Genomic DNA, 25,168 nt, shown 5'->3' on the forward strand with positions numbered 1-25,168 from the left:
GTGAGATTATCCTTATTTTTTTCTGTAATGCCTTTTTCTGATTAAAAAACAAACCATATAAAAAATGAATGCAAAATGGGGACTTAATTTCTTAGATAGAGATGTGAATAGAATGACGCATTCATCAGAAGAAAGTGATATTCTCAACTATATTGGCGTATAACGCTCAGAATAATAAAGCTAACCCTTAAAAAAGCGGTAGGCTATCAATAACACAGATGCTGTTAGAGGAGATCCATCGTGTCTGAACTATCTACTCTATCCCCACAACCACTATGGGATATTTTTGCAAAAATTTGTTCGATTCCACATCCATCACATCATGAAGAAGCCTTAGCTACCCATATTCTTTCTTGGGCAAGTGAAAAAGGACTTTTTGCAGAGCGCGATGCAGTTGGCAATATTTTAATTCGTAAACCAGCCACCAAAGGTATGGAAGATCGTAAGGCCGTTGTTTTACAAGCACACTTAGATATGGTGCCACAAAAAAACAACGACACTGTTCACGACTTCACTAAAGATCCAATTCAACCTTACATTGATGGCGAATGGATCAAAGCTAAAGGCACCACATTAGGTGCTGATAATGGCGTAGGTATGGCATCTGCATTAGCGGTTTTAGCTGATGACACTGTTAAGCACGGCCCATTAGAAGTGCTACTAACTATGACTGAAGAAACAGGCATGGACGGTGCATTTGGTTTACAGCCAGGTTGGTTACAAGCTGATATTCTTATCAACACAGACTCTGAAGAAGAAGGCGAAATCTACATGGGTTGTGCGGGTGGTATTGATGTTAAAACCACGGTAAAACTTTCTTACGATGCAATTCCAGCTGGCCACGTTGTTAAACAACTGGTTCTGAAAGGATTAAATGGCGGTCACTCTGGTGGTGATATCCATTTAGGTTTAGGTAACGCCAATAAATTATTAGCACGTTTCTTAGCTGGTCACGCAGAAGAATTATCACTGAAATTAATTGATTTCCACGGTGGTACACTGCGTAATGCTATTCCTCGTGAAGCAAATATCGTATTTGCAATTCCAGCAGATAAAGCAAGCCAACTAGAAACAGTAAAAGCGAAATTTGAAGCTCTGTTAAAAACAGAATTAGCTATCGCTGAAAAAAATCTGAAAATTGAGTTAATTGATACAACAACAGATAAAAAAGTTTTCACAGCTGACTGCCAAGAACGATTAATCAACCTACTTAATGCAATGCCAAATGGCGTTATTCGTATGAGTGATGATGTTGAAGGTGTTGTTGAAACATCATTAAACGTTGGTGTTGTTAGCATTGTTGACGATAAAGTAGAAATACTTTGCTTAATCCGTTCTCTGATTGATAGCGGAAAAACCTATGTTGTCAGCATGCTGACTGCATTAGCAAAACTAGCTAAAGCTGATATCGAAACAAAAGGCGGTTACCCTGGTTGGAAACCTGATGCTGACTCACCTGTTATGCATTTAGTTCGTGATACCTATCAGCAACTGTTTGATAAAGTGCCAAACATTATGGTCATCCACGCAGGTCTTGAGTGTGGTCTATTCAAAAAACCTTACCCAGATATGGATATGGTTTCTATTGGACCAACAATCCGTGGTGCTCACTCACCAGACGAACGCGTTCACATTAAGAGCGTTGGTCAATACTGGCAGTTATTAACAGCAATTTTAAAAGCGATCCCTGCTAAATAATCTTGCTTTAAATATCATAATGAACCCGCTTAATTGGCGGGTTTTTTGTTACTAACGCTACCATAAGAAATAATTTATCCCTCTACACACTCTATTTTCCTTAAGTATCATAATTTATTCCTTATAGAACAAATACCAATCCGACTTATTCAATTTTGAAATAAAGAAATAATCTTAATAAAGATAATTTATAGAATGCTAATTATTATCATTAGTATTAATGTTTATTGAGTGGTATTTTCATGCCTTCCGCATTTAAAGTTAAAAAATAAAAATCCAAAGGATCCTATTGTGTCTAACAAAAATTGCGTTGCTAGCGTCATTCTCGCCTTACCTTTAAGTTTACTCTCTGTTCAAATTCATGCGGCAGTTAATCAAAATACATCTGAAAAGATAATTGTCACCTCAGCTCCATCACAGGACCCACAATCTCCTGTTTCAGGCTTTATTGCCACAAAAACACTATCAACAAATAAAACACCAACTGAAATTGAAAAAACACCGCAATCCATTAGCGTGATCACTCGTGACCAAATGGACGCTCAAGATGTCAGTTCAGTTTCTCAAGCGCTACGTTATACACCCGGCGTTTTCACCGAATATCGAGGGAGTTCTAATCGTAATGACGAGGTTTTTATTCGTGGATACAGTTATGCACCACGTTTTCTTGACGGCCTAAGCTATGGAATGGGAGCATCATCATCAACAGGAGCACTTGACCCATGGTTATTAGAACGCGTTGAAGTTGTTAGAGGGCCAGCATCTGTTCTTTATGGCCAAGTAAATCCAGGTGGCCTCGTTGCAATGACAAGTAAAAGACCAACTGCATCCCCTATTCGCCACATTCAAATACGAGCAGGTAATGATAAATTGGCAGAAACGGCTTTTGATTTTTCAGGTGCATTAAGTGATGACAATCGTGTTCTTTATCGTCTAAATGGTATTGCCAAAACACAGCACACTCAAATAAAAAACTATAAAGAAGAGCGTTTTGCCCTCGCTCCTGCTATTACTTTTTTACCTAATGAACAAACACGTTTAACGTTATTAAGCTTTATTCAGCAAGAGCCTGAAGCGGGTTATCGTAACTTTTTACCCGCTTATGGTACGGTGAAAAAAACACCTGAGGGTACTATTCCTTTTGATTTCGACGTAAACAACCCTGATTACCACCAATCGTGGCGTCAACAATATGGCGTAGGCTATGAATTTGAACATGAATTTAGTGACTCACTAAAAATTGTACAAAATGCACGATATAGCCATATTAATCAGAAATATAAATATCTTGTATTTGGATCTTTAAGAAAAGATAACCCTTATGTCCTTGAGCGCCGAGCGCAACAAGAGCAACGAGAAACAGATACTTTAGGAATAGATACTCGCTTACAAGCCGACTTTACTACGGCAAAACTTAATCATACGGTGATTGCAGGTATTGATTATCAGTGGAGTAAAGATCAAGATAATTTACGCAGGGCTACAGGCTCAGAGTACGATCTGGATTGGCGTGATCCTAATTATAATTATCCGATTAATATGAACTTACAGAAACCTGCAACAGATCAGTTGCAAAAACGCGATCAAATCGGATTATATTTACAAGATCAGATCCAATGGAAAAATTGGATATTACTTACCGGTTTACGCCAAGACTGGGCGCAAGTACGAACTCATGATTTCTTAGCAGCCACATATGATCAGCAAGATGATAGTAAACTAACGGGTCGTGCTGGTATTTTATATGCTTTTGATAATGGTATTTCACCTTATATAAGTTACAGCACCTCTTTTGAGCCTAATTTACAAACTCGCCGAGCACCAGGAAGTGCCCCTTTTGAGCCTAGCGAAGGTCGTCAATTAGAAGCAGGAATTAAATACCTCACACCTAATGAACAAACATTGGCAACACTCTCTGTTTATCAATTACAACAACGCAATGTTACCAACTATAATGCTGAAAAAGCCTATTTTGAACCCGTGGGTGAAATTAGAAGTCGTGGTGTCGAAGCACAAATTAATAGCCAACTAACTGAAAATATTTCCTTCATTAGTAGCTATGCTTATACCGATACAGAGGTCAGAAAAACCATTATTGCAGGAACACAAGGAAAAGAGTTACCTAGAGTCCCTAAGCATATGGCATCATTCTGGGGTCAATATGATGAAATCTCTGGGCTATTTAATGGAGCTAAAGCAGGCTTTGGTGTGAGATATGTAGGTGTATCTCAAGGTGATACCAAAAATACAATCAGTGTCCCTGCGGTAACCTTATATGATGCGATGATAGGTTATTCATTAGGTGAGTTATCACCTTCTTTAAAAGGGGCTGAAATTCAGCTTAATATGAATAACATTGCAAACAAACATTATGTTGCATCTTGTGCTGGTGATACCGCATGTTTTTATGGGATCGGCAGAACAATGACAGCAACAATGAATTATCGCTGGTAATACTATATAGATTAACTACATAAATTAATTGCGTTACCCATAGCCTATCTATTGATCGGCTATGGTTTTTTATTCTTATAATGCTAAAAGAAGTTGTCGTTCTAGTTGTGGATCTTGCAAAGTGACATGAAATCCGATTAATCGCACACCTCGACCATTTCGGCGTTCATGCCATGCTTGGTAGGCAATATTTATTAAATCAGCTTTTTCTAAAATAGGATGAGTATGCTCTTGTGTCGTTAATTGAAAATCATCAAATTTTAGTTTAACACCTTGTCTTGCTATCCTTAAATCAGGTTTCACCTTTGTCAATCGCCTTTCTAATTCACTATATAATCCATCAAGTAATGCCAAGCAATCATCCCAAGAATTAATATCTGAAGCAAAAGTACGTTCAACTCCCACTGATTTTCTAAGTCTATCAGGGGTTATTTCACGCTCATCGATACCATGACTGCGTTCCCATAAATTTTGACCAAATTTCCCTAATGCTTTTACCAAAGAAATAACATCGGTACGGCGAATATCAGCACAAGTTTCTAGCCCCATTTCTTGCAAGCGAGCAAATGTTACCTTACCTACACCTGGTATTTTATTAAGCGGTAATTTCAGAATGAAATCATCAACTTGCTCAGGAGTAATAACAAATTGCCCGTTAGGCTTATTAATATCTGAAGCAATTTTCGCCAGAAATTTAATTGGTGCAATGCCTGCGGATGCAGTGAGATTTAACTCATCAAAAATTTGTTGGCGAATCTCTTGAGCTATCAATGTTGCCGAACCGTAACAATGCTTACTGTCAGAGACATCAAGATAAGCTTCATCGAGTGAAAGAGGTTCAATAAGATGAGTATAACGAGAAAAAATTTGGCGGATCTTTGCTGATGTCTCTTTATAGAGAGCCATTCTACCGGGTAAAACTTTTAAGTGGGGACATAACTTCAACGCTGTTGCCGTTGACATAGCACTACGGACACCAAAACGACGGGCAGGATAATTCGCCGTACAGATCACTCCTCGGCTAGAAGCATTGCCTCCAACCGCAATGGGGATCTCTTTTAGTGCTGGATTATCTCGCATTTCAATCGCAGCATAGAAACAATCCATATCAACATGAATAATTTTACGCATACAATAACCTCACCTCATTTACTGTTTAAATATACAGTAAATAAATATTAACTACAATTTTTATTCCTTCTCATCTCCCTCTATTGAGGTGTAATTCTCATAAAAATCTGAATTAGTCTGTTTATTTATAGAATTGTCACAAAGTGGTGATAAATTGTTTTTGCTCGTTGACTAATTACACTAATTTTAAACATTGTTTTGTAACTATATATAAAACAAGGAAATAATTTTTCATGATCAAATTATTCATCGCTATTTCTCTCTTTTGTTATTCTGTAATTCTTATGGCATCTCCTAAAATTATCGCACATCGTGGTGGCACAGCTGATGCCCCAGAAAATACTGAAATTGCTATAAAAACAGCACTCTCTAATCAAGCTGATGCAATTTGGATCACTATTCAATTATCGAAAGATAATATTCCTGTTCTTTACCGCCCTAGCGACTTAAAAAGCTTAACAAATGGGCAAGGTAGTATTTCTGACTTTACTGCACAACAGCTTAAACAATGGGATGCGGGCTATAAATTTGGTGAAGCACAACAATTTCCTTATCGAAATAAAGGTGTCACTATTCCGACATTGGATGAGATCTTAACTCAATTCCCCACAACACAGTTTTATCTTGATTTAAAATCACCAGATGCTGATCCCGTTGTTCAAGGTGAAGCGTTAGCTACAGTTCTCAGTAAACATAATGCACTTGATAGAACCCGTGTTTATTCTACTAATACCGCCTTTCTTGAAGCACTCCCGACTAATGTAGAACGTTTTGAAAGTCGTGATATTACTCGTGATATTTTAGCCAATATCACAATGAACCATGTTTGCCTGCTACCTGAAAATTTAGATATTACTCGTTGGTATGGACTTGAGCTTCACCGCAAAGTAGAGGTCGTTGAGAAGTACACACTAGGTGAAGCTCGCTCAAAATCTATTCTGAGTTGGGATAAGGATGCCATGTCTTGTTTTCGTGCTGGTGGCAATGCTCATATTGTTCTTTTCGGGATCAATACAGAGAAAGATTATACTCAAGCCACAGAATTAGGTGCTGATGCTGTTATGGTCGACTCTCCAGCAAAAATGAAAATATTTAGAAAAGGATAAATAACCCTATTTAGGTTTACACTTTTATCTTCACGTTATTCTCTTCTACACTTAATAATATCATCCGATAGAAATAAGTAAGGAGAAATAAAATGTTAAGCAATAAAATCTCTGGTGATTGGAATTTATTCAAAGGAAAAGTAAAAGAAAAGTGGGGAAAAATCACGCATGATGAACTTGATGTTATCGAAGGCACTAGAGAGCAATTGATTGGTAAACTTCAAGAACATTATGGCTATACCTACGAAGAAGCCAAAAAAGAAGTTTTAGAATGGGAGGGGCAAAACCCTTATCCATGGAAGTAAACCTTTATTAATAGGTGTTGCTTTTTATTATCCTACTTCTATTTTATTAAAAACCTTTTAGCGTTTTCGTATTTACAGAATGAGTGAAATAAAAAAGAGTGATAGATATAAATCTCATCACTCTTTTTTTATCTAAATATATTTTTTATTATTAAAGAATTCGATTCTTTTTCAGTAACTCTTCTCGTGCAGACTCTTTTGCCATACGTTTTTTACGTGCATCACAAGGTTCAGGACAATCACACTCTTTTTCTATACCCATAGCCCCTAAACCACCGCAACTGCCTTGAAGGCTTTTACGCTTTACAATATATCCTAACGCCATTCCAAAGAAGGCAATCAAGAATAAGATGAAGGCAAAAAGAAATATTTTTAACATAACCTTCTCTCCTTAAATTCTATTTTTTTAAGAATGGGGCGAATGCTTTACTATAACGCTCTTCAAACCCATTTTCAGTTTTCACTATCATAAAGACAGGAATATTTAGTTTATTTGCTACTTCTAACCCCTTTTCAGGTCCTAACACATTCAATCCTGTCGAAAGACCATCAGCACTCATACAAGTTGGTACAATCACAGTGATAGAAACAAGGTTATGTTTAATAGGATAGCCTGTGGTTGGGTCAATAGTATGGGAATAACGGATACCGTTTTCTTCAAAATAGTTACGGTAATCACCAGAGGTTGCAATTGAATTATCACCCGGTTCAATAATTAGCTGAACACTCTGTTTTGTACCATCATTAGCTGGTTTCTCAATCGCTATACGCCAAGGCTTGTCATTACCATTTACACCTTGTGTTCTTACTTCACCACCAATATCAACCATATAGTTAGTGATATTCTGTGATATTAAATACTCAGCAACAGCATCAACACCATATCCTTTAGCAATAGAAGAGAGATCGACATAAAGCTCAGGGATCTTCTTGATCAGTGTATTTCCTTCAACAGATAAGTAATCAATGCCAATCCACTGCTTACGCTTTGATAATTCATCTTCAGAAGGCTGGTGAGTAAATCGACCCTCTGGGCCAAATCCCCATAAATTGACTAACGGCCCAACAGTCACATCTAAAGCACCATCAGTCATTTTATTAATACGAATGGCTTCACTCACAACTTTAGCGGTAGCAGGCGAAACAGGGAATGGGGTATTAATTTCACGGCTTTGATTAAAACGACTCAATTCAGAATGAGGACGATATGTTGACATTTGATCGTTAACTTCTTCAAGAATACGATCAATTTCTGTTTGTAAGACGTTTTGTGGAGGGGAGTTACTGTCAGGAACATATTTAATCGAGTAATAAGTTCCCATGGTTTCGCCTTCTAATACCTGCTGCTTTTCACCACATGCAGATAATAGAACTAATGCGGACAGCATCACTATCCAATTTATCATCTTTCTTTTTAACATAACTCTCTCTTCTGATCATGAGCGCCCACATAAGTGGGCGCTTGTCATTTCATTCATTTATGCTTGATCGGAGGTTAGGATCAACCGCCAAAGTCATCCAGCATAATGTTTTCATCTTCAACGCCTAAATCTTTGAGCATTTTAATAACAGCTGCGTTCATCACTGGCGGTCCACACATATAGAATTCACAATCTTCTGGTGCTGGATGATTTTTGAGGTAATTCTCAAACAACACATTGTGAATAAATCCAGTATATCCCGTCCAGTTATCTTCAGGTAAGGCGTCTGAAAGTGCGACATGCCATGTGAAGTTTTCGTTTTCTTTTGCAAGCATATCGAAGTCTTCAGTGTAGAACATTTCACGCACAGAACGAGCACCATACCAGAAGCTGATTTTACGTTTAGAATGTAAGCGTTTTAACTGATCAAAAATGTGTGAGCGCATTGGTGCCATACCTGCACCACCACCAATAAAGATCATCTCTGCATCAGTTTCTTTAGCGAAGAATTCACCAAATGGCCCTGAAATTGTCACCTTATCACCCGGTTTTAACGACCAAATATACGATGACATAATTCCTGGTGGTACGTCAGGATTACGTGGCGGAGGTGTTGCAATACGCACGTTTAACATGATAATGCCATGCTCTTCAGGGTAGTTTGCCATTGAATAAGCACGTACTGTGGTTTCTTTTACTTCAGAAACATAACGGAACAAATTAAATTTATCCCAATCTTCACGATACTCTTCTGGTACATCAAAATCTTCATAACGTACCGTATGAGGAGGACATTCGATTTGAATAAATCCACCAGCACGGAAAGGTACAACCTCACCTTCAGGAATTTTTAACACTAATTCTTTAATGAAAGTGGCTTTATTATCATTTGAGATAACTTCACATTCCCACTTTTTAACACCAAAGATTTCTTCTGGTAATTCTAATTTCAGGTTATTTTTTACGTTTACCTGACACGCTAAACGACAACCTTCTTTAGCTTCACGTTTGTTAATATGTGAAAGTTCTGTCGGTAAAATATCACCACCACCTTCCAGCACTTTAACGCGACACTGACCACAAGAGCCACCACCACCGCAAGCTGATGAAATAAAAATACCTTCATTTGATAATACGTTAAGTAATTTATCACCTGCTGGTGCATTAAAACTTTTGTCTGGGTCTCCATTGACCTCAACAGAAATATCCCCTGTATTGACCAGTTTTGATTTTGCGAACAAAATCAACGCTGTTAATACCAATACAATCAGGGTAAACATCACGACACCTAGAATAATTATATCCATGAGTTCTTCTCACCCTTTATAGCTGAACACCAGAGAAGGACATGAAACCTAATGCCATCAACCCTGTGGTGACAAAAGTAACGCCTAACCCTTTCATACCTGCCGGTACATCCGCGTACTTCATTTTCTCACGGATAGAAGCCAGTAATACGATGGCTAACATCCAACCAATTCCGGAACCGAAACCATAAACAATAGACTCGCTAAAGTTATAGTCACGTTGTGCCATAAATGACACACCACCGAAGATGGCGCAGTTAACGGTAATAAGTGGCAAGAAGATCCCTAGTGCGTTATACAGCGCTGGGAAATAACGATCTAAAATCATTTCTAGGATTTGTACCAGTGCCGCAATCACACCTATGAAAGTGATAAAGTTTAAGAAACTTAAATCAACACCTTCCATTAATGCATTATCACGTAACACATAGTTGTAAACCAAGTTATTCAACGGTACAGAAAGACCTAGAACAACGGTAACAGCGATACCTAATCCAAAAGCTGTTTTTACATTTTTAGAAACAGCGAGAAATGTACACATCCCTAAGAAGAATGCGAGCGCCATATTCTCAATAAAAACAGCACGAACAAACAGGCTTATATAATGTTCCATGGCGATTAGTCCTCTTCAACCTGTGCAGGTTTTAATGTACGTAATCCCCAAATTAGCAAGCCAATGATAAAGAATGCACTTGGAGCTAACAGGAATAAACCATTAGGCTGATACCAGCCACCATTCTGAATAGATTCCATCACGGTAATGCCGAATAATTTACCTGAACCAAAGAGCTCACGTAAAAAACCAACAAGGATCAAGATAACGCCATAGCCTAAGCCGTTACCAATACCATCCATAAAACTTTCAATAGGAGGCGATTTCATTGCATAAGCTTCAGCACGCCCCATTACAATACAGTTAGTAATGATAAGACCAACAAAAACAGAGAGTTGCTTAGAAATCTCATAGGCATAAGCTTGTAAAACTTGGTCAACAACGATAACTAATGAAGCAATAATCGCCATTTGAACAATAATACGAACACTACTTGGTATGTAATTACGGATTAGTGAGATAAAAAAGTTTGAAAATGCAGTAACTAAAGTCACCGCAATTGTCATCACTAATGCAGTTTCAAGTTTTGTTGTTACCGCCAATGCAGAACACACACCTAACACCTGTAAGGCAATCGGGTTGTTATCTAACAATGGCCCAAGTAAAACTCGTTTAATTTCTTTTGTATCAGCCATTGATCTCTCCTTCACGAACTTTTTTCAGGAATGGGCCGAAACCTTTTTCACCTAACCAGAAATCGAACATATGCTGGATACCATTTGAGGTCAATGTTGCTCCAGAAAGCCCATCAATACCATAAGGACTGTCAGATGCGCCACCACGCACAATCTTAATCGCGGGAATACCTTCTTCAGTCAGTAAACGCTTACCTTTCCATTGTGCTTTCCACTGTGGGTTATCGACTTCACCGCCTAACCCTGGTGTTTCACCATGTGAATAATAAGTAATCCCTTTCGCTGTTACTCCATCAATATCTACAGCTACGAAAGCGTACATGACAGACCATAAACCTGAACCATATACAGGTAGCACAACTTCCGTTGTTTTACCTTGAGCATCGAGAACGAAGTAAACTTCAGCGGTATTGGCACGACGACGAATTTTAGCAATATCTTCAGCTGGCGATAACGCAATAGATGTTTCATCGCTACGTAATTCAGCATTTAAATCAAAATTGCCTTTACTATCAGTCAGCTCACCTGTCTGAAAATTAACAATTTTTGCTTTAATTCGAGTGTCATACACTTTCAGTACATCTGTCGCACTCATTTTCGGTACGAGCAGACCCGCAACATCAAGAATATTACGTTGTTTATCAAGAAGTTTCTGTTCTTCTTGTTTAGACTTAAGCCCAACAGCAGCTCCTGCTACTACCACAGAACACACAAGACATAGAATAAATACAACGAGGAACGTTCTTGCGACGCTATCTTTGTTTTTCTCTTTAGCCACGAGCTTTTCTCCGCTTAATATTCGCCTGAACAACCACGTAATCGAACAGTGGTGCAAATAAGTTTGCGAATAAGATTGCCAGCATCATACCTTCTGGGTAAGCCGGATTGACGACACGAATAAGCACAGCCATTACGCCAATCAAAATACCGTATGCCCATTTACCTTTATCGGTAAACGATGCAGATACTGGATCTGTTGCCATAAACATCATACCGAAAGCAAAACCACCTAATACTAAGTGCCAGTGCCAAGGCATTGAGAAGAGAGGATTGGTATCTGAACCGATAAAATTAAATAGGTATGACATTACAATCATGCCCACCATTACCCCAGCAACAATACGCCATGAAGCAATTCGGGCAAAAAGAATGACAGCACCGCCGATTAAAATCATCAATGTTGAAACTTCACCGATCGATCCTGGAATATTTCCAAGGAAAGCATCCATCCAAGAGATAGGTTGTTGAGTGACGGTATTTAATAATGCACTTTCACCCGATACAGACCATTGTGATAATGGTGTCGCACCAGAGAAGCCATCTGCCGCAGTCCAAACTAGATCACCTGAAATTTGAGCCGGATATGCAAAGAACAGGAATGCACGACCTGCTAATGCTGGGTTTAAGAAGTTACGTCCTGTACCACCAAAGATTTCTTTCGCAATAACCACACCAAACGTAATACCTAATGCAGCCTGCCAAAGTGGTAATGTTGGCGGTACGATCAAGGCAAATAAGATTGATGTAACAAAGAAACCTTCGTTAATTTCATGACCACGAATAAAGGCAAAAAGAACTTCCCAAAATCCACCAACCACAAAAACAACAAGATAAATAGGTAAAAAGTAAGTTGCACCAAGTAGCATCTTACTTGCCCATCCAGCATCTGTTGTTAATGATGCGCCGAGGAATTCAGCAAGACGATAGTGCCAATCTGAAGCAATTATTTGCTGTAATTCAACACCGCTATATAACTGATTAAGTGCAGGGATCGCTTGATGACCGACATTATACATTCCCCAAAACATTGCTGGGAAAACGGACAACCAAACTAAGATCATCATGCGTTTTAGGTCAATAGTGTCACGAACATGACCACCATTACGCGTGACAGTACCTGGCGTATAAAATACCGTGGTAACTGCTTCATAAAGCACATACCATTTTGCTAATTTGCCACCGGGCTCAAAATGGTGCTCTACTTTTTCAAATAAATTTTTCAAACCCATGAGTTACCCTTCCTGCTCAATTTTGGTCAATACTTGGCGCAGTGCTGGGCCATACTCATATTTGCTTGGGCAAACATAAGTACATAATCCCAAATCTTCTTCATCCAATTCCAAACAACCTAAAGCTTGAGAACTGTCAGTATCACCTACAATTAAATCACGTAATAAATGCGTTGCCATAATGTCTAAAGGCATCACTCGCTCATAGTTACCAATTGGTACCATCGAACGTTCACCACCATTCATTGTGGTTGTAAATGCAAAGCGTTTATTTTTTAAGAAGTGACCGATAGTTGTACGCGTGATAGAAAATTTATCGCTACCTGGCATACCCCAACCAAATAACTCTTTATCACGACCTTCACGCAATACAGAAACTTGGTTATGGAAACGACCTAAATAGTGATGAGCCTTATCAGATTTCCATCCCCATAATACAGAGCCTGAAATAATGCGATTCTCACCATCAACTAATTGATCTTTCGTTAACTCATAGAGATCAGCCCCTAAACAAGTACGCACTAAACGAGGTGCTTTTACTTGAGGGCCTGCTAATGCAACAACACGTTCTGTATATAAAGAACCTGTTGTAAACAGATAACCAATAGCAATGACATCTTGATAATTTAAATGCCAAACCATTTTCTTAGTACTCACAGGTTCTAAGAAATGGATATGAGTACCGACTAATCCTGCAGGATGTGGGCCTGCAAATTGGTTATAGCTAATTTGTCCGTCATTTAATTTTGTCGGCGATTTTTCACCATGACAAACATAGACTTTACCTTCAGTTAAACGAGTTAAAACAACAAGGCCATCATTAAATGCCTTCTCATTTTGCTCTATAATAACCATAGGATCGGCTGCTAGTGGATTGGTATCCATCGCAGAGACAAAAATGGCGACAGGTGTTGTGCCTAAATGCGGAGTACGACTATAAGGACGTGTCCTTAACGCAGTCCACATTCCCGAATTAACAAGGTTAGTTTCGACTTGTTCGCGGGTCAGGTCTGAAAGCGTTGAGCTATCATAACGGTTAAAGGTGATTTCTTCATCGCCATCAATTTCGATAACGATAGATTGGAACACACGGCGCTCGCCGCGGTTAATTTCAACGACTTTACCACAAGCTGGGCTGGTGAAAACAACACCGGCATTCTTTTTATCTTCAAAAAGAATTTGCCCTTTTTTTACATGCTCACCTTCCGAAACCATCATAGAAGGACGCATACCGACATATTCTTCACCTAGCAATGCTACGCGTCGAATCGCGGGTCCGTCTTCTATCACTTGGGCAGGCGCTCCTGCAATTGGGAGGTCGAGTCCTTTTTTAATTTTAATCATAAGATTTGCACAAGTTTATCAGTTAAACCCTAAGCTACAAATTCACCCCGAAAATGTAGCGACTCTGTAATAAAAACATCTTAAGGTGTTTTTGAACCCTAAGTTATTTATCTCCGATAATTGTTACTATTTTCTCTTATTCCGCCGAACTGAATTTTATCATCTCAGCCTGAACCTGTCTGACTATTCGAGTGATTTAGCTCAAGCAAATGGGAATATTATTTTGACTGAAACGTTAACAACTCGTATAAACCGAATTAAAATATCATCTTTTTCGACTAGCGATTAAATTTCATACAGAATATTTTGTAAAAGAAAAGAAACTATATCAGATTTTAATTTACAAATTTATTGCTTCATAGCAATCTACGATCTACTTTATCAACAAATTTTAAGCTATTTTTCTGATAAAACCATGACCAGTCACGCAAAACAACTAATCAGTTTTTTAACATTAATGTTAATTTCCTTATTAGTTAACGCCGATAACAGTTTAAGTTTTCTAATGAAACCTGTTAAAAAAAGTACAGGTCAGCCCATCTATATTCAGATTTTCAAAGAAGAAAGTTTACTTGAACTGTATACGGAAAAATTAGATGGACAATTAGAAAAAGTACGTACCTACCCTATTTGTAGCTATTCTGGAGGTCTTGGACCTAAAAAGTTTCAAGGTGATTTAAAAAGCCCTGAGGGCTTTTATCAGGTTAATTTCTCACAATTAAATCCGAACAGTCGATTTTACCGAGCTATCAACCTAGGATTTCCTAATCAATATGATAAATCAAAAGGATACACTGGCGATTTTTTAATGATCCACGGTGCATGTAAATCAGTAGGTTGCTATGCAATGACAGATCCTGTGATGGATGAAATTTATCAGTATGCTGAATTGGCGCTACAAAGAGGTCAATCTACGATTAACATTCATATTTTTCCATTTAAAATGACTGCTGAAAATATGAAAAAACACCAGTATTCAAAAGATATGGATTTTTGGCAACAACTTATGCCTGCCTACCAATATGTTGAAGCATACAAACAAATCCCAACTATTACTGTTCAAGATGGGCGTTATTTCGTTAATAGCACTTTGGCTTCACCTAGTAGTGTAAACCCTGTAATTAACTTATCGCAAAATAGTGAAAACAGATGGTTACAGAATACGAACACCACGATCAAATAAGACAAACTCACCTGCTGGAATACGCTGCCAAGACTCATTTCCAGTTAATGGTAATGTTGAAATAACAGAAACAACATCATCGGATTGTGTGTGTTGCTGGAAATCGATTTCTACATCTTGATCAAGTAATTTGGCTTTGCCGAAAGGCGCTTTACGTGTGATCCAGTGTAAATTCGTTGAACAATATGCCATTACAAATCGGCCATCTGACAACAGCATATTAAAAACCCCTTTTTGCTTTAATTGAGAGGCTAAAACAGCGATAAAACGAAATACAGCAGGCCAATTCACAGGGGTTCGTTTATAACGATTCTCGAGCTGATTTAAGATCCAGCAAAAAGCTTTTTCACTGTCTGTTTGACCGATGGCTCTAAAGCGCCCTGTTTCAAGAGATTGATAACCTTTTAGTTGACCATTATGCGCATAAGTCCAATTTTTTCCCCATAATTCACGGGTAAAAGGATGGGTATTTTCTAAAGAGACATTCCCTCGATTCGCTTGACGAATATGAGCGACCACTGCCTCTGATTTAATTGGATATTCTTGCACGAAGCGAGCGACTGGCGAAATTGCGCTAGCTTGAGGATCTTTAAATGTACGGCATCCTAATCCTTCGTAGAAAGTAATTCCCCAACCATCTTTATGAGGCCCTGTTTTGCCCCCTCTTGGAATTAACCCACTTAGACTGAAATTAATATCTGTCGGTACATTTGCACTCATGCCTAACAATTCACACATCGCTCACTCCTTCTTGCCGATGTTTATTGCTAATTTATAGCAATATCAACAAATTATTTTTCCATTTCTTTTTCAATTAATTGGATCAGAATATGGATAACTTTGATATGGATTTCTTGAATGCGATCAGCATAACCAAAATGAGGAACGCGAATTTCAATATCCGCTGTACCGTCCATTTTGCCACCGTCTTTACCTGTCAGAGTAATGACTTTCATGCCTTTTTCACGTGCAGCACTAATTGCTTTGATGATATTGCCTGAATTACCTGAGGTTGAAATACCTAGCAGAACGTCACCTTCTTTACCCACAGCTTCAACATAACGAGAGAAGATATATTCATAGCCAAAATCATTACTTACACATGAAATATGGCTTACATCTGAGATAGCAATAGCAGGATAGCCAGGGCGATTTTCGCGGTAACGTCCAGTTAATTCTTCTGCAAAGTGCATGGCGTCACAATGAGAACCACCATTACCACAAGATAATACTTTGCCACCAGCTTTAAAAGAATCTGCTAATAATACAGCCGCTTTTTGAATAGCTTCAATGTTTGCATCATCTTGAAGAAAGCGAGAAAGGGTATCTGCTGCTTCTGTTAACTCACCACGGATAAGATCTTGGTACATAGGATTTTTACTCCAGAAAGGGTAATCGAAATTTTCTGTTTCTCAGTGTAACGGATTAAATGTCATGAAAGAAGATACCTATGATCGACAAATGCTAACTTCTCTCATTTACGAATAAATTGTGAGCTATATTGTAATTAGAATGTAAATATATTGATAAAAGTTAGTGACTGAATTAGATCTAAATAACAAACAACAGGTCTGACCTCTGATCTCTTGGTAAATGCAGGAGTTTATTATGACACTACTCAGTATCGTACTTTTTATTGTTCTTATTGGCGTACTTAGTTATCGCAAATTCAGTATCGCAGTAAGTAGTTTCGCGCTTATTGCTTATACATTAGTTATGGGTCTCACCAATATTTGGAGTTACTGGTTACTCCTTCCAGTTGCATTGGTTTTATTACCCTTTACTATCCCTTCTATTCGTAGAGCCTATATCTCAGTACCCGCACTTAAAGCATTTCAAAAAGTCATGCCTTCTATGTCTAAAACAGAACAAGAAGCCATTGATGCAGGAACAACATGGTGGGAAGGTGAACTTTTCCGTGGTACTCCAGATTGGAAACAACTTCATAATTACCCTAAACCACAACTAACGGCTGAAGAACAAGCTTTTCTTGATGGTCCAGTAGAAGAAGTTTGTCGCATGACAAATGACTTTGAGATCACTCATGAACTCGCTGACTTACCTCCTGAAATTTGGCAATACCTCAAAGATAATCGCTTCTTTGCGATGATCATTAAAAAGGAGTACGGCGGATTAGAGTTTTCTGCCTATGCACAATCTCGTGTATTGCAAAAATTAGCTGGGGTATCTGGTATTTTAGCCATCACAGTCGGTGTACCTAACTCCTTAGGCCCTGGTGAACTATTACAACACTACGGTACTGATGAACAGAAAAAACGCTATTTACCTGGTTTAGCCAAAGGGGATGAAATTCCTTGCTTTGCCTTAACAAGCCCTGAAGCGGGTTCTGATGCTGGTGCTATCCCTGACAGTGGCGTTGTCTGTATGGGTGAATGGCAAGGTGAGCAAATATTAGGTATTCGCTTAAATTGGAATAAACGTTATATCACGCTTGCGCCTATCGCGACCGTATTAGGACTAGCGTTTAAATTGCGTGATCCTGACCATCTATTAAGCAATGACGAAAATCCAGGTATTACCTGCGCGTTAATTCCAACTGATGTCAAAGGTGTTGAAATCGGTCATCGTCATTTCCCATTAAACGTGCCATTTATGAATGGACCGACTCGCGGTAAAGATGTTTTTGTTCCTATCGATTACATTATTGGTGGACCAAAAATGGCAGGGCAAGGGTGGAGAATGCTAGTGGAATGTCTCTCTGTTGGACGTGGCATAACATTACCATCAAACTCTACTGGTGGATTAAAAAGTGCAGCAATGGCAACAGGGGCTTATTCTCGTGTCCGTCGTCAATTTAAAATTCCTATTGGTAAAATGGAAGGTATTGAAGAGCCATTAGCTCGCCTTGCTGGAAATGCTTATCTGTTAGATGCTGCATCCACTTTAATTACCACAGGTATCATGTTAGGTGAAAAACCTGCCGTATTATCCGCCATAGTCAAATATCATTGTACTCATAGAGCGCAACGAGGCATTATCGACGCAATGGATATTGTTGGTGGTAAAGGGATCTGCCTTGGCCCTTCAAACTTTGTTGCTCGCTCTTACCAAGGTTCCCCTATTGCAATCACTGTTGAAGGTGCCAATATTTTAACTCGTAGTATGATAATTTATGGTCAAGGTGCTATCCGTTGCCATCCTTATGTATTAGATGAAATTGCAGCCGCACGAGATAATAACCTACATGATTTTGACCGTGCTTTATTTGGCCATATCGGTCATGTGGTAAGTAATACCCTGCGTAGTTTGTGGTTAGGTATCACTAATGGTCGATTAAGTCATTCACCCACTAATGATGAAACCCGTCGTTATTATCAACAAATTAACCGTTTGAGTGCCAATATGGCGCTATTATCTGATGTTTCAATGGGAGTTTTAGGTGGAAGTTTAAAACGTCGTGAGCGTATTTCTGCTCGTTTGGGTGATATTTTAAGCCATATCTTCCTCGCTTCTGCGGTCTTAAAACGCTATGAAGATGAAGGTCGTCATACTGCCGATTTGCCATTAGTGCATTGGAGTGTGAAAGAGTGTCTATACCAAGCTGAAAATGCAATTGATGAACTGTTACGTAATTTCCCGAGCCGAATGATTGCAGGTACTATGCGCGCTATTATTTTCCCTCTAGGTAAAGCGCAAAAACTGCCATCCGATAAACTAGACAGTAAAGTGGCTCAAATTATTCAACAACCATCTGAAACTCGCGATCGTATTGGTAGAGGCCAATTCTTAACACCAAGTGAACATAATCCACATGGTTTAATGGAAGAAGCATTGCTTGATATTTTGGCAGCAGAACCTATTTTCGACCGCATTTGTCGCCTCTACGAGAAAAAATTCAGTTTTACTCAATTAGATAAATTAGCAGACAAAGCACTGGCTGATAAAAGAGTAACTCAAGAAGAAGCTGATATCTTACGCAAAGCAGAGCAGAGTCGCTTACGGAGTATCAATGTTGATGAATTTGACTTTGATGCATTGGCGGTGCCTGCAAAAAAGCCGAAAACTGACCTAATCAAAACAGACAAAGCTGCTTAACAACAGATATAAAGGGAAATATCTCCACTGATAAAACACAAACACCTCATCACTTTTAGTCATGAGGTGTTTTTATCCAAACCAAATTATTGAGAAGCAAAAAATGAATTAAAGATCTAACTCTAATGCTAATAACTCTTCTATTGTTTGGCGACGACGAATTAATTGAGGAACACCCTCTGTTATCAATACTTCAGGAATAAGTGGTCGACTATTATAATTTGATGACATTGAAGCACCATAAGCCCCTGTATCATGAATCACTAAATAATCACCTACCTGTGCTTGAGGCAATAAACGAGGAACAACCATACCTCCCTCTTGCTGAGTAAAAACATCTCCAGACTCACACAAAGGACCTGCCACAATCGTTTCTTGTAATTCTGTCATTGGTTTAATTTGACCATGGCTATCTAAAACTGAAATTTGATGATAACTGCCATACATTGCTGGGCGCATTAAATCACTAAATCCAGCATCCACCAGCACATAATGACGACTTCCCATTGATTTAACGGCTCTCACTTGTGAAATCAATACACCTGATTCAGCCACTAAGAAACGCCCCGGCTCAATTTCTAACTCAATTGAATGCCCTAAATGTTGTGCAATACGTTGGCGAGCCTTATCCCATAAAGAAAAATAGTGATCCAAATCGACCGTCGCATCCCCTTCTTGATAAGGCGTTGATAATCCGCCTCCTGCCGAAATAGCTTGAATATCAACTTGAGAGGTAAGCACTTGCTCTACCATCGCATCACAGACACTAGAAAGATGTTGATAATCAACACCAGAACCAATATGCATATGAAAACCAACTAGAGTTAGATTGTATTGTTGGATCACTGCTAACGCTTCAGGCACATCTTCATACCAAATACCATGCTTACTGTTTTCACCACCAGTATTGGTTTTTTGGCTATGACCATGCCCAAATCCGGGGTTAATTCTTATCCAAACCGCATGCCCTTGATTGCGTTTACCTAATTGACGAAGCATATCAATAGAGCCTGCATTAACAGGAATATCTAATTCAACAACACGTTCAATGGTTCTTTCATCAAGTAAATCAGCCGTAAAAACAATCTCACTTTTTTCTCTACCACCTTGATAACCCGCAACTAAAGCACGCTCAATCTCCCCTAATGAAACAGAATCAACTTTCACACCCTGTGCTTTCATTAAACGTAAGATATGAATATTGGAACATGCTTTTTGAGCAAAACGAACCACATCAAAAGAGTTAAGCTGAGCAATACGCTGAGAAATTGTATCGCCTTGATAAATCCATAATGGCGTTCCATAAGTTTGTGCTAATTGGTATTGAGCCATAGTTATTGATGTTGTCATGTTATCTACTCATAAAAGTCACTGGTGAATAAAATCATTATTTATTAACTTAAAAGGGAATAAAAATATCAAATAAGCTACACTCTATTCATTTATGATATAGGAATAGGCCATGAAAACTCCTTTTAATTGGCGGCATATTGAAATTTTTCATGCTGTGATGACTACTCAAAATCTTACTGAAGCTGCAGAGTTACTAAAAACATCACAACCCACTGTCAGTAGAGAGTTATCTCGTCTCGAGCATCTATTAGCATTTAAATTATTTGATAGAATAAAAGGCCGTTTACAACCCACGACTGAAGGATTACGCTTTTTTGAGGAAGTACAACGTTCTTATTATGGCTTAGATAGAATAATTAACGCAGCTGAAAACATTCGCTATTTTAACCAAGCAGAATTGAATATCACCTGCTTGCCCGCATTTGCTCAATCATTATTACCTTCAATATGTCGACAATTTCTAGATACATATCCTGATGTCAACTTGACCATCGTTCCTCAAGAATCCCCTTTATTAGAAGAGTGGTTATCCGCTCAACATTATGATTTAGGATTGACTGAACACACACAAACACCAGCAGGAACTCAACAAGAAACCATACTTACACTCAATGAAGTCGCTGTGTTACCTAAATCTCACCCATTATGTAAAAAGCGATTGTTATACCCTGCGGATTTTCAAAGTCAGCGCTTTATTAGCTTGTCTGCCAATGATAGCTACCGACAATTAATTGACACCGTATTTATTAAAGATGGAATTGGGCGACAACTCGTGATGGAAACGCAAAGTGCAGCCTCTATTTGTGGCATGGTAAGCGAGAATATCGGCATTTCAATAGTTAACCCTATCACCGCACTTGATTACATAGATAAATCTATTTGTCTTCGTCCTTTAAGTTTTTCTATCCCCTTTACCATCAGCTTAATTACTCCATCACATCGCCCTTCATCACAACTTGTTTCCTATTTTATTGATGTAATGAAAGAGGCATTATCAGATTACCCCAAACAACTAACTCAAGCTTTTGCCCGATAAAGCGAACCAATAAGATGATGATGAAAACCATTCAACTAAGAAATCCAACAATGCTCTAACAGCAGCAGGCATATTTTGCCGGCTCGCTAAAACCGCATAAATTCCCATGGGTTGAGCTTGATAGTCAGACAAGACTTGTTCTAAGTCTCCATTATCAAGATAAGGTTTGGCAGAATAATAAGGTTGTAGCGATATGCCCGCTCCTTTTAACGTGGCTTGCAATAAAACAACCGATTCATTTGCACTTAAATTACCGCCAACAGGCACAGAATAACGTTCATCCCCCAAATTAAACTCCCACAAACTACGACCAAAAAATCGGTAAGTTAAACATTGATGCTGAGCCAGTTCATCTGGCGTTTGAGGTATACCTTTTTTTGCTAAGTAATCTTTATGAGCACACACCACCGAAAGACATGTCGCTAGTGAGCGTGCGATTAAATTAGGTTCAAGATGATTGGTAATACGTAAGGCAATATCAATACGCTCTTCCACCAAATTCACGGTTTGATTAGTAATTTGTAAATCAACCGCAATTAAAGGATAACGTTGCATAAACTCACATATCGCCACTGACAAAATACTATTTGCTAACGATTGTGAACTGGTAATACGAACAAGCCCACTAATTTGATGACGTTCTTTCGGAATATTGGCAGGAATACGTTCAGCCATTTCTAATAGCTGTAAACTCTGCTCATAAACCATTTCACCAACTGATGTTAAGCTTTGTTTACGTGTTGTTCTATGCAATAAGCGCACGCCAGCCCACTCTTCCATTTCATTTAAATAACGCGTCACCATGGCTCTAGACATACCTAGATAATCAGCCGCTTTTATCATGCTTCCTTGTTTCACAATGGTTACAAACACTTCTGATGCTTTTATTTTATCCATTCTATTTGCTCGATTTACGCAACAATTAATTGCCTAAAATAGGGTTTTTCTCTTGTTTTATGCAACATATTATAGTCAGCAACAACATTATGGAGAAAACAAAAGATGAAAAAATTACTGCCTTTAACACTTGCAACTACTGCGTTCTTCGCAACATCAACACTAGCAACTGATTTAACATTAGATATTTATAACCCAGGAGAAGCGAGTGTTTTTCCTGTTTCATCTGAAATAATTTATGGTGATAAAGATGCTGTTTTAATTGATGCACAGTTTCAAAAAAATGATGCACTAGCGTTGGTTGATAAGATAAAAGCCTCTGGAAAAAACCTGACTTATATCTATATCAGCCATTCTGATCCCGATTTTTATTTTGGGTTAGATGTCATTACTGATGCATTTCCAAATGCCAAAGTGATTGCTACAGAACCCACAATTAAAGCCATTAATGAAACTCAAGCAGGAAAACTTGCCTACTGGGGGCCTGTACTTAAAGAAAATGCGCCTCAGAAAATCATCCTTCCTGAAGTACTAAAAGGTGATAGTTTTCCTCTAGAAGGTGAAACCATTTCAGTCAAAGGGTTAGACGGGCAATCTCCAGATAGAACATACCTTTATGTTCCAAAACTTAATGCAGTAATGGGCGGTGTTTTAGTTTCTGAAAATATTCATGTTTGGCTGGCAGACACTCAAACTGTGGAAGAACGCCAACATTGGATTAGTGCGTTACAACAAATAAAATCACTATCCCCAAAAACGGTTATTCCTGGTCACTATTTACCAAAAGCAACGTACAATCTACAAGCTGTTGACTTTACAATGAATTACCTAATTGAAGCTGAGAAAAATCTTGAAAAGACGAAAAATTCAGATGAATTTATTGCAGCTATGGAAAAAAATCATCAGAATTTAGCTGATAAATCAAGCCTAGAACTTAGTGCAAAAGTACTAAAAGGAGAGATGCAGTGGCCTCAGTAGCAAGCAATACAGGTAATACCCAAGGTACGAAAATATTGCACTATGTTTATGATCCTCTGTGTGGTTGGTGCTACGGCATTGCGCCTCTGATTGACGTCGTAAGCAATGCATTTCCTAATTCCATTAAGTTACATGGTGGTGGGTTATTCACATCTGCAAGAGCCGTAACGGGTGGTCAATCGTGGAAAGAGCACGTCACACCTATTGATGAACGTATTAGCCAGTTATCAGGTCAAGTTTTTAGTCACGCATACCGAGACACTCTTGGCAACACTGAAATGGTATTAAACTCACTGCTACCTATTTCAGCCATTCTTGTTGCTGAAAGAATGGGAGAGCGAGATGTTTATTTATTAAAAGCACTACAAGAAGCCTATTACCTTGATGGCTTAAATATCAGTGATAAAGACACACTGTTATTTATTGTGAAAAAACTTGGCTTTGATGTTGAACAATTTGCATCCTTACTATCTGAAATTAGTGAAACACAAATTCAACAACATTTAAGCCAGACACAGCAATTAATGGCTCAAGTTAATGGTCGCGGTTTTCCTACGTTATTTACTGAAGATGCTCAAGGTTATCACCTAATACCAGTTGAAAAATATTTAGGCGATACAAAACGTTGGCAACAATTTATAACAGAAAATCTATGATCTCCTTTTCAGTGTGCTGATTAATTTCCGCACACTGCCTTCTTTATTTCTATTCTTACTCTTTGGTGGCCTTGTTATAATTTTCTAACCAAGAAGATTGAAACCAATTAATTAAAGGAGTGATAAGACGAAAAGTAGAAACTTAATACCATTAATGTTGAAAATGAAAGGCAAGAACCAAATGCCACTTTTTCTATACGATCTTTTGTTGTGATAAATACTGCACAATAAATACTTAATCCTAAAAAAGAACCTAATAAAAGAATATAGGGCAACTTTTCTAATCCACACCATGCACCAATAGCCCCAAATAATTTCACATCACCAAAACCTAAAACACATTTTTGGCAGATAAAATATCCCCACAGATAGATGCCATAAAAAAGCCCTACACCACCTAAAAAACCATAAAAAGCATGATCGAAAGGCACTAATCCATATGCAGTATAATTACACAACAACCCTAAAAATATTAACCAATAAGTCAATGTATTAGGCAGAAGAAAATAGTCCGCATCAAAGAAAGAGAGTATTAACAAATAAAAGCTTAATATAGAAAATAATATCAATAATGAAAGCGAATTAATTGAAACAAACCAATATAAACAAACAATAATATAGCTTATAGCAAGTTGTTTACGGCGGGTTTTAGGTAACAGAAATAATAGTGAAAAAGGCAGACAAAACTTAATAAAAACAAAAAAATCATGCAAAAAAGAAAGTAAAGGTATTTTTATAAAACAACAACGGCTTAATGGCATAAATATCTACTCCTTAGATACCTCGTTATCCTTGTTAAATGACTGTATAAGAGGATTTATTTGATACCGAGAATTTTCTTTATAATAACGATGAAAACATGAAATTTTGCGACAAAACACGCAATAAGATCCACGCTATAATAACAACAAAAGCAAAGTGATAACTTGCATGCCATAATGTCATGCGTATGATGCATATCACATATTTTATTTATCACGGTTAAC

23 protein-coding genes are annotated in these 25,168 nt (G+C 38.1%); 9 read left to right on the top strand and 14 right to left on the bottom strand.

Annotated elements, in window-relative coordinates:
* Positions 1–240: 240 nt before the first annotated feature.
* Together pepD and DK861_RS01330 are read left to right on the top strand one after the other, a co-directional pair.
* On the top strand, positions 241–1,698 hold the full coding sequence (pepD, locus tag DK861_RS01325; protein WP_109399029.1) for a beta-Ala-His dipeptidase: 1,458 nt from the start codon (positions 241–243) through the stop codon (positions 1,696–1,698).
* A gap of 291 nt (positions 1,699–1,989) precedes the next feature.
* Positions 1,990–4,152, top strand: a complete 2,163-nt coding sequence (locus DK861_RS01330; protein WP_109399030.1) for a TonB-dependent siderophore receptor — start codon at positions 1,990–1,992, stop codon at positions 4,150–4,152.
* Between the two features lie 75 nt (positions 4,153–4,227).
* Here the strand turns inward: DK861_RS01330 and dinB are convergent, their stop codons facing one another.
* Positions 4,228–5,283, bottom strand: coding sequence for a DNA polymerase IV (gene dinB, locus DK861_RS01335; protein WP_109399031.1), 1,056 nt, complete (start codon positions 5,281–5,283; stop codon positions 4,228–4,230).
* Between the two features lie 233 nt (positions 5,284–5,516).
* On the opposite strand from dinB, the gene DK861_RS01340 reads away from it, so the two are divergent.
* Positions 5,517–6,389: a glycerophosphodiester phosphodiesterase family protein gene (locus tag DK861_RS01340; RefSeq protein ID WP_109399032.1), complete on the top strand. Its 873-nt coding sequence runs from the start codon at positions 5,517–5,519 to the stop codon at positions 6,387–6,389.
* A gap of 92 nt (positions 6,390–6,481) precedes the next feature.
* Positions 6,482–6,694, top strand: coding sequence for a CsbD family protein (locus tag DK861_RS01345; RefSeq protein WP_109399033.1), 213 nt, complete (start codon positions 6,482–6,484; stop codon positions 6,692–6,694).
* A gap of 151 nt (positions 6,695–6,845) precedes the next feature.
* Here the strand turns inward: DK861_RS01345 and nqrM are convergent, their stop codons facing one another.
* The 8 genes from nqrM to DK861_RS01385 all read right to left on the bottom strand — a co-directional run bounded on the left by nqrM (position 6,846) and on the right by DK861_RS01385 (position 14,023).
* Positions 6,846–7,073, bottom strand: coding sequence for a (Na+)-NQR maturation NqrM (nqrM, locus tag DK861_RS01350; RefSeq protein ID WP_036932601.1), 228 nt, complete (start codon positions 7,071–7,073; stop codon positions 6,846–6,848).
* 19 nt (positions 7,074–7,092) lie between these two features.
* Positions 7,093–8,115 (bottom strand): FAD:protein FMN transferase, encoded by a 1,023-nt coding sequence (locus DK861_RS01355; RefSeq protein WP_109399034.1) that lies wholly within the window; start codon positions 8,113–8,115, stop codon positions 7,093–7,095.
* An 80-nt stretch (positions 8,116–8,195) separates the two neighbouring features.
* Positions 8,196–9,422 carry an NADH:ubiquinone reductase (Na(+)-transporting) subunit F gene (nqrF, locus tag DK861_RS01360; protein WP_072063525.1) on the bottom strand — a complete coding sequence of 409 codons (1,227 nt, stop codon included), beginning with the start codon at positions 9,420–9,422 and terminating at the stop codon, positions 8,196–8,198.
* Between the two features lie 16 nt (positions 9,423–9,438).
* Positions 9,439–10,035 carry an NADH:ubiquinone reductase (Na(+)-transporting) subunit E gene (gene nqrE / locus DK861_RS01365; RefSeq protein ID WP_006534792.1) on the bottom strand — a complete coding sequence of 199 codons (597 nt, stop codon included), beginning with the start codon at positions 10,033–10,035 and terminating at the stop codon, positions 9,439–9,441.
* Positions 10,036–10,040: 5 nt separating this feature from the next.
* Complete coding sequence (locus DK861_RS01370) at positions 10,041–10,670, bottom strand: NADH:ubiquinone reductase (Na(+)-transporting) subunit D (RefSeq protein ID WP_004244801.1); 630 nt, start codon at positions 10,668–10,670, stop codon at positions 10,041–10,043.
* Entirely contained in the window at positions 10,663–11,448 is a 786-nt protein-coding gene (locus tag DK861_RS01375; protein ID WP_006534795.1) for a Na(+)-translocating NADH-quinone reductase subunit C, read from the bottom strand. The genes DK861_RS01370 and DK861_RS01375 overlap by 8 nt, the downstream gene beginning before the upstream one ends.
* Positions 11,441–12,679 (bottom strand): NADH:ubiquinone reductase (Na(+)-transporting) subunit B, encoded by a 1,239-nt coding sequence (locus tag DK861_RS01380; RefSeq protein WP_109399035.1) that lies wholly within the window; start codon positions 12,677–12,679, stop codon positions 11,441–11,443. Before DK861_RS01380 ends, DK861_RS01375 begins: the two co-directional genes overlap by 8 nt.
* Before the next feature lie 3 nt (positions 12,680–12,682).
* The gene (locus DK861_RS01385; RefSeq protein WP_072063527.1) at positions 12,683–14,023 is read right to left on the bottom strand and encodes a Na(+)-translocating NADH-quinone reductase subunit A; all 1,341 of its coding nucleotides are present in this window, start codon (positions 14,021–14,023) and stop codon (positions 12,683–12,685) included.
* Positions 14,024–14,438: 415 nt separating this feature from the next.
* Here DK861_RS01385 and DK861_RS01390 point away from each other — a divergent pair, with 415 nt between their 5' ends.
* Positions 14,439–15,206, top strand: a complete 768-nt coding sequence (locus tag DK861_RS01390; protein ID WP_109399036.1) for a murein L,D-transpeptidase family protein — start codon at positions 14,439–14,441, stop codon at positions 15,204–15,206.
* Here DK861_RS01390 and DK861_RS01395 read toward each other — a convergent pair.
* Both DK861_RS01395 and lpcA read right to left on the bottom strand, forming a co-directional pair.
* Positions 15,177–15,944 carry a class II glutamine amidotransferase gene (locus tag DK861_RS01395; protein WP_109399037.1) on the bottom strand — a complete coding sequence of 256 codons (768 nt, stop codon included), beginning with the start codon at positions 15,942–15,944 and terminating at the stop codon, positions 15,177–15,179. The genes DK861_RS01390 and DK861_RS01395 overlap by 30 nt on opposite strands.
* A gap of 53 nt (positions 15,945–15,997) precedes the next feature.
* Positions 15,998–16,576, bottom strand: coding sequence for a D-sedoheptulose 7-phosphate isomerase (gene lpcA / locus DK861_RS01400; RefSeq protein WP_006534804.1), 579 nt, complete (start codon positions 16,574–16,576; stop codon positions 15,998–16,000).
* 238 nt (positions 16,577–16,814) lie between these two features.
* Here lpcA and fadE point away from each other — a divergent pair, with 238 nt between their 5' ends.
* Positions 16,815–19,262 (top strand): acyl-CoA dehydrogenase FadE, encoded by a 2,448-nt coding sequence (gene fadE, locus DK861_RS01405; RefSeq protein ID WP_109399038.1) that lies wholly within the window; start codon positions 16,815–16,817, stop codon positions 19,260–19,262.
* Between the two features lie 108 nt (positions 19,263–19,370).
* Here the strand turns inward: fadE and lysA are convergent, their stop codons facing one another.
* The gene (lysA, locus tag DK861_RS01410) at positions 19,371–20,612 is read right to left on the bottom strand and encodes a diaminopimelate decarboxylase (RefSeq protein WP_109399039.1); all 1,242 of its coding nucleotides are present in this window, start codon (positions 20,610–20,612) and stop codon (positions 19,371–19,373) included.
* A gap of 112 nt (positions 20,613–20,724) precedes the next feature.
* Here lysA and DK861_RS01415 point away from each other — a divergent pair, with 112 nt between their 5' ends.
* Entirely contained in the window at positions 20,725–21,651 is a 927-nt protein-coding gene (locus tag DK861_RS01415) for a LysR family transcriptional regulator (protein ID WP_109399040.1), read from the top strand.
* Here DK861_RS01415 and DK861_RS01420 read toward each other — a convergent pair.
* Positions 21,628–22,548, bottom strand: a complete 921-nt coding sequence (locus tag DK861_RS01420) for a LysR family transcriptional regulator (RefSeq protein WP_109399041.1) — start codon at positions 22,546–22,548, stop codon at positions 21,628–21,630. The two genes, DK861_RS01415 and DK861_RS01420, sit on opposite strands and share 24 nt — an antisense overlap.
* 105 nt (positions 22,549–22,653) lie before the next feature.
* Here DK861_RS01420 and DK861_RS01425 point away from each other — a divergent pair, with 105 nt between their 5' ends.
* Both DK861_RS01425 and DK861_RS01430 read left to right on the top strand, forming a co-directional pair.
* Positions 22,654–23,526, top strand: a complete 873-nt coding sequence (locus DK861_RS01425; RefSeq protein ID WP_109399042.1) for an MBL fold metallo-hydrolase — start codon at positions 22,654–22,656, stop codon at positions 23,524–23,526.
* On the top strand, positions 23,514–24,182 hold the full coding sequence (locus DK861_RS01430; RefSeq protein WP_109399043.1) for a DsbA family protein: 669 nt from the start codon (positions 23,514–23,516) through the stop codon (positions 24,180–24,182). The genes DK861_RS01425 and DK861_RS01430 overlap by 13 nt, the downstream gene beginning before the upstream one ends.
* Positions 24,183–24,289: 107 nt before the next feature.
* Here the strand turns inward: DK861_RS01430 and DK861_RS01435 are convergent, their stop codons facing one another.
* Complete coding sequence (locus DK861_RS01435; RefSeq protein ID WP_109399044.1) at positions 24,290–24,943, bottom strand: A24 family peptidase; 654 nt, start codon at positions 24,941–24,943, stop codon at positions 24,290–24,292.
* Positions 24,944–25,168 lie beyond the last annotated feature (225 nt).

The sequence above is a fragment of the Proteus sp. TJ1640 genome (assembly GCF_003144445.1).
GTDB lineage: Bacteria > Pseudomonadota > Gammaproteobacteria > Enterobacterales > Enterobacteriaceae > Proteus > Proteus penneri.

Coding starts and splice junctions, on each gene's coding strand:
- dinB (WP_109399031.1), bottom strand. CDS start 5,283: ATGCGTAAAATTATTCATGTTGATATGGATTGTTTCTATGCTGCGATT.
- DK861_RS01340 (WP_109399032.1), top strand. CDS start 5,517: ATGATCAAATTATTCATCGCTATTTCTCTCTTTTGTTATTCTGTAATT.
- DK861_RS01345 (WP_109399033.1), top strand. CDS start 6,482: ATGTTAAGCAATAAAATCTCTGGTGATTGGAATTTATTCAAAGGAAAA.
- nqrM (WP_036932601.1), bottom strand. CDS start 7,073: ATGTTAAAAATATTTCTTTTTGCCTTCATCTTATTCTTGATTGCCTTC.
- DK861_RS01355 (WP_109399034.1), bottom strand. CDS start 8,115: ATGTTAAAAAGAAAGATGATAAATTGGATAGTGATGCTGTCCGCATTA.
- nqrF (WP_072063525.1), bottom strand. CDS start 9,422: ATGGATATAATTATTCTAGGTGTCGTGATGTTTACCCTGATTGTATTG.
- nqrE (WP_006534792.1), bottom strand. CDS start 10,035: ATGGAACATTATATAAGCCTGTTTGTTCGTGCTGTTTTTATTGAGAAT.
- DK861_RS01370 (WP_004244801.1), bottom strand. CDS start 10,670: ATGGCTGATACAAAAGAAATTAAACGAGTTTTACTTGGGCCATTGTTA.
- DK861_RS01380 (WP_109399035.1), bottom strand. CDS start 12,679: ATGGGTTTGAAAAATTTATTTGAAAAAGTAGAGCACCATTTTGAGCCC.
- DK861_RS01385 (WP_072063527.1), bottom strand. CDS start 14,023: ATGATTAAAATTAAAAAAGGACTCGACCTCCCAATTGCAGGAGCGCCT.
- DK861_RS01390 (WP_109399036.1), top strand. CDS start 14,439: ATGACCAGTCACGCAAAACAACTAATCAGTTTTTTAACATTAATGTTA.
- DK861_RS01395 (WP_109399037.1), bottom strand. CDS start 15,944: ATGTGTGAATTGTTAGGCATGAGTGCAAATGTACCGACAGATATTAAT.
- lpcA (WP_006534804.1), bottom strand. CDS start 16,576: ATGTACCAAGATCTTATCCGTGGTGAGTTAACAGAAGCAGCAGATACC.
- fadE (WP_109399038.1), top strand. CDS start 16,815: ATGACACTACTCAGTATCGTACTTTTTATTGTTCTTATTGGCGTACTT.
- lysA (WP_109399039.1), bottom strand. CDS start 20,612: ATGACAACATCAATAACTATGGCTCAATACCAATTAGCACAAACTTAT.
- DK861_RS01415 (WP_109399040.1), top strand. CDS start 20,725: ATGAAAACTCCTTTTAATTGGCGGCATATTGAAATTTTTCATGCTGTG.
- DK861_RS01420 (WP_109399041.1), bottom strand. CDS start 22,548: ATGGATAAAATAAAAGCATCAGAAGTGTTTGTAACCATTGTGAAACAA.
- DK861_RS01425 (WP_109399042.1), top strand. CDS start 22,654: ATGAAAAAATTACTGCCTTTAACACTTGCAACTACTGCGTTCTTCGCA.
- DK861_RS01435 (WP_109399044.1), bottom strand. CDS start 24,943: ATGCCATTAAGCCGTTGTTGTTTTATAAAAATACCTTTACTTTCTTTT.